At 69.0% G+C, this 4279-nt stretch carries 4 protein-coding genes; all 4 read right to left on the bottom strand.

Features of this window, described 5'->3' with window-relative positions; all coding sequences use genetic code 11:
- A partial coding sequence (locus tag B1964_RS05980) for an NAD(P)H-hydrate epimerase (protein WP_079929216.1) occupies positions 1–1122 on the bottom strand: 1122 nt, incomplete at its 3' end.
- 15 nt (positions 1123–1137) lie between these two features.
- Complete coding sequence (gene glmS / locus B1964_RS05975) at positions 1138–3000, bottom strand: glutamine--fructose-6-phosphate transaminase (isomerizing) (protein WP_006372224.1); 1863 nt, start codon at positions 2998–3000, stop codon at positions 1138–1140.
- 6 nt (positions 3001–3006) lie between these two features.
- A complete protein-coding gene (locus B1964_RS05970; protein WP_014359472.1) occupies positions 3007–3948 on the bottom strand; it encodes a hypothetical protein in 942 nt (313 codons plus the stop codon).
- A gap of 10 nt (positions 3949–3958) precedes the next feature.
- Positions 3959–4219 (bottom strand): hypothetical protein, encoded by a 261-nt coding sequence (locus B1964_RS05965; protein WP_014359471.1) that lies wholly within the window; start codon positions 4217–4219, stop codon positions 3959–3961.
- Positions 4220–4279 lie beyond the last annotated feature (60 nt).

Genomic DNA, 4279 nt, shown 5'->3' with positions numbered 1-4279 from the left:
GCCCGCGCGGAGCCGGTCCGGGCCGACCGGTTCGCCAGTGAGACGGGCGAATTCGCCGGCGTGCGGGGTGAGCAGTGTCGGCGCGTCACGGCCGACGACGAGATCGTGGTGGTCGGCGACGAGGGTGAGCGCGTCGGCGTCGACGAGCACGGGCAGATCGGTGCCCAGCACGGTGCGCAGCACCTCGAGTGCGGCGGCGTCGGTGCCCGCTCCGGGCCCGATCACCCACGCCTGTACCCGGCCCGCATCGGAGAGATCCGGCACCGCAACCACTTCCGGGAAATGTTCGACGACTTCGGCGTGCGCGGAACCGACGTAGCGGGTCATGCCCGACGTGGCGGTGACGGCGGCGCCCGAGGCGAGGATGGCCGCGCCGGGATAGCGGTGCGAGCCGGCGATCACGCCGACGACCCCTTGGGTGTACTTGTCGTCGTGGGCGCCCGGAATCGGCCATGCCTCGGCGATCTCGGTGTCCGACAACGAGTACAGGAAGGGACCGCCCTGCCGGCCGATGGTTCCCGACAGCCCGATGTCCACCACATGGATGCGCCCGCACTGCGGTCCGGCGAGCAGGTGCGCGTGACGCAGCACGCCGAAGGTGACGGTGACATCGGCGCGCACCGCCGGGTGATGGACCTCGCCGGTGTCGGCGTCCACGCCGGAGGGCAGGTCGACCGCGACGACGGTCACACTCGGGTCGAGCGCCGCGAACACCTCGGCGGCGTTGCCGCGCAACGGACCTCGCCCACCGATGCCCACCACACCGTCGATGACGGCGTCGAGATCGACGGGCAGTGCCGCGACGACACGCCCACCGCGACGTCGCAGCGCGGCCAATCCGGCCGGGTGCGCCTTGTCGGGGGCGAGGAGCACGGCGGTCACGTCGACACCACGGCGAGCGAGCTCCGCTCCGGCGAACAGGGCGTCGCCACCGTTGTCACCGGCACCCACCACGAGCCCCACCCGGCGTCCGTAACATCCGCCCGTAGAAGCGAATTCGCCGATGACCACCTGCGCGACGCCGTGCGAGGCGCGGCGCATCAGGGTGCCGTCGGTCAGCAGGTGCCCGGTGGCGCGCTCGGCGGCCCGGACCTCCTCGGCGGTGAAGTGACTGACCGGCATGGGCGCGTCCCGGACCTACTCGACCGTGACCGACTTGGCCAGGTTACGAGGCTTGTCGACGTCGTAGCCACGGGCCTGCGCGACACTGGCGGCGAACACCTGCAACGGCACCGTCGACACCAGCGGCTGCAACAGCGTCGGCGTCTTAGGGATCGGGATGAAGTGATCGGCAACGGATTTCGCCGATGCGTCGTCGTCCTCGGCGATCACGATGGTGACTGCCCCGCGGGCCTGGATCTCCCGGATGTTGGAGACCATCTTCGAATGCAGGACCGCACGACCGTCGGGTGAGGGCATCACGACGATCACCGGCAAGCCGTCCTCGATGAGTGCGATCGGGCCGTGTTTGAGCTCGCCGGCCGCGAAACCCTCCGCGTGCATGTACGCGAGTTCCTTGAGTTTCAGCGCACCCTCGAGCGCCACCGGATACCCGACGTGACGGCCGATGAACAGCACCGTGTTGTGATGGGCCAGCGAGTGAGCGAGCTCGCGCACCGGTTCCATCGTGCCCAGGACGTCGCGGACCGCCTCGATCATGTGCTCCATCGCCGCGAACTCACGGGCGACCTCGTCGGCGTACTTGGTCCCGCGGGCCTGGGCCAGAGCCAGGCCGACCATGTAGGCCGCCGCGATCTGGGCGAGGAAACACTTGGTGGAGGCCACCCCGATCTCTGGTCCGGCGTGGGTGTAGAGCACGGCGTCGGACTCGCGCGGGATCTGCGCGCCGTTGGTGTTGCAGATCGCCAACACCCGGGCCTTCTGGTCCTTGGCGTGCCGGACGGCCTCGAGGGTGTCGGCGGTTTCGCCGGACTGCGAGATCGCCACGACCAGCGTCGAGCGATCCAGCACCGGGTCCCGATAACGGAACTCGCTGGCGAGTTCGACCTCGACGGGCAGTCGCGTCCAGTGCTCGATCGCGTACTTGGCCAGCATCCCGGCGTGGTAGGCCGTGCCGCAGGCCACGACGAAGACCTTGTCGACGTCACGCAGGTCCTGATCGGTGAGGCGTTGCTCGTCGAGGACGATGCGGCCCTCCTCGAGATGGCCGAGGAGGGTATCGGCCAGCGCGGCGGGCTGCTCGGCGATCTCCTTGAGCATGAAGAAGTCGTAGCCGCCCTTCTCGGCGGCGGCGAGGTCCCAGTCGATGTGGAACGGTTTACCCGCCCGGGGATTCTGGTCGAAGTCGGTGATGGCGTAGCTGTCGGCGGTGATCACCACGACCTCGTCCTGGCCGAGCTCCACCGCTTCGCGGGTGTGCTCGATGAACGCCGTCACGTCGGACGCGACGAACATCTCGCCGACACCCACGCCCACCACGAGCGGGGTCGAGCGGCGTGCCGCCACGATCGTGCCCGGATGATCGGAGTGGGTGAACACCAGCGTGAACGCACCTTCGAGACGGCGCAGGGCGCGGTAGGCACTCGCCACGAAGTCACCGGCGTCGGGGCCGTTCACATACTCGCGTTCGACGAGATGGACCGCGGTCTCGGTGTCGGTGTCGGAGGTGAACTCGATACCGTCGGCCTCGAGTTCGTCACGCAGCGGCGCGTAGTTCTCGATGATGCCGTTGTGCACCACGGCGAGCTTGCCGTCGGTGCTCGCGTGCGGGTGCGCGTTGCGGTCGGTCGGCTGACCATGGGTCGCCCACCTGGTGTGGCCCATCCCGGTGGTGCCCGACAGCTTCTCCCGCCCGACGCCGGCGATCACCTTGTCGAGGTTCTCCAGCCGTCCGGCCTTCTTCTCGATCGCGGTATGCCCGTGGCCGTCGAGAATTGCCACACCCGCCGAGTCGTAGCCGCGATACTCCATCCGCCGCAGCGCTTCGACCACGATGTCGAGGGCGTCACGCCCTCCCACATATCCGACGATTCCACACATAGAAGGTCAGGGTACCGGGATTCTGCGGGCGATCCGGCCACGCTGTTCGCGGGGCTTGGCGCCGAGCAGACGAGAGATGTGATCCAACTCGTGTTCGGGCTCGTCGGAGGGGTCGACAACCAGACTCTTGCCGATGACGGCCTGCGGGTCACCGAACCCGGCATAGTCGGTGTCGCCGGCAACGGTGTGCAGGAGGAATCCCGTCATCAGTGCGCGGACCTGCCGATGTGTGGTCTTGTCGGCCCCGTTCGCCCCGAGGATCGTCTTCCAGGTGCGGCGTTCGAGAAGCCCGCGACTGGTTGCGGCAGGCAGAGTGCGCAACACCACATCACCGCCGTACACGCGCGCGAGCGGACGGGCATTGGCGTCGAAGGTGTCGAGTTCGGTCCCGGCGGCCAGGATGAGCCCGGGCGCGGTGACGCGTGGCGCGGCGGCCGGCAGCAATGCGGTCGTCGGGGCGGGGAAGATCGCCACCACACCCGACGTCGGCACCGGTTCCTGACCCAGCAACAGCTCGTCGGAGGCGGCGAGCACCGCAGCCGCGGCGCCGAAGCCGTGTCCGGCGAACCCGACCTTCGCTGCGTCGACGGTGATCCCGCCGTCGCCGAGGGGCGCACTGCAGACCACACCAAGTGCCGAACGCATCTCGGCGGCAAGTCCCACATCCGAGGGCATCAGTCCGCGCTGCCCCTGTGGGAGTGCGACGACGAAACCCCACGAGGCCAGGTGGTAGGCCAGGTCCCGGTATCGGTTGCCGCCGGACAGCCAGGTGTGGCCGAACGCGATGGCCGGTAACCGGGTGCCGTCGGCGGGCGTGAACACCCGCCCCTCGATTCCGACGATGCCCAGATTGCCCGCGAGCACACGGTGCGGACCGCGCCTCGTCAACGCCTTGAATTGCTTGGCAGGTGGCTTGGACGGCTTGCTGGATCGCTTCTTGCCGGACACGGGAAACAGCCTATTCGGTTGCGGCCGCGCCGTGGGGACTGGCCTCGGCGATGTCGGCGGGCAGCAGGATCCGCGGCGTGGCGTTGTCGGCGGCATCGGCGGCGGTCTGCAGGTCGGTGCGCAGTTGCGACACCTCGGTGCGGTGTGCGTGCTGGTGATCGTCGAGTCGGGCAACCAGCGCCTGCTGCGTCTCGCTGAACTCGCGGGACGCGGCAGTCAGGCTCCCGATCGTCGATCGGGTGAGGTGTTCGATCTGCTCGGCCGCGTTCATTGATCACCTGCCAGAGCCAGATCCGACGCCGGGGCCCGCTGGGTCCCCGGATTCGGTGCA

The sequence above is a fragment of the Gordonia sp. i37 genome, assembly GCF_002043085.1.
Lineage (GTDB): Bacteria > Actinomycetota > Actinomycetes > Mycobacteriales > Mycobacteriaceae > Gordonia > Gordonia polyisoprenivorans.
The sequence above is the reverse complement of the archived record's forward strand: the minus strand, read 5'-3'. Positions and strand labels throughout refer to the sequence as shown.

Coding starts and splice junctions, on each gene's coding strand:
- glmS (WP_006372224.1), bottom strand. CDS start 3,000: ATGTGTGGAATCGTCGGATATGTGGGAGGGCGTGACGCCCTCGACATC.
- B1964_RS05965 (WP_014359471.1), bottom strand. CDS start 4,219: ATGAACGCGGCCGAGCAGATCGAACACCTCACCCGATCGACGATCGGG.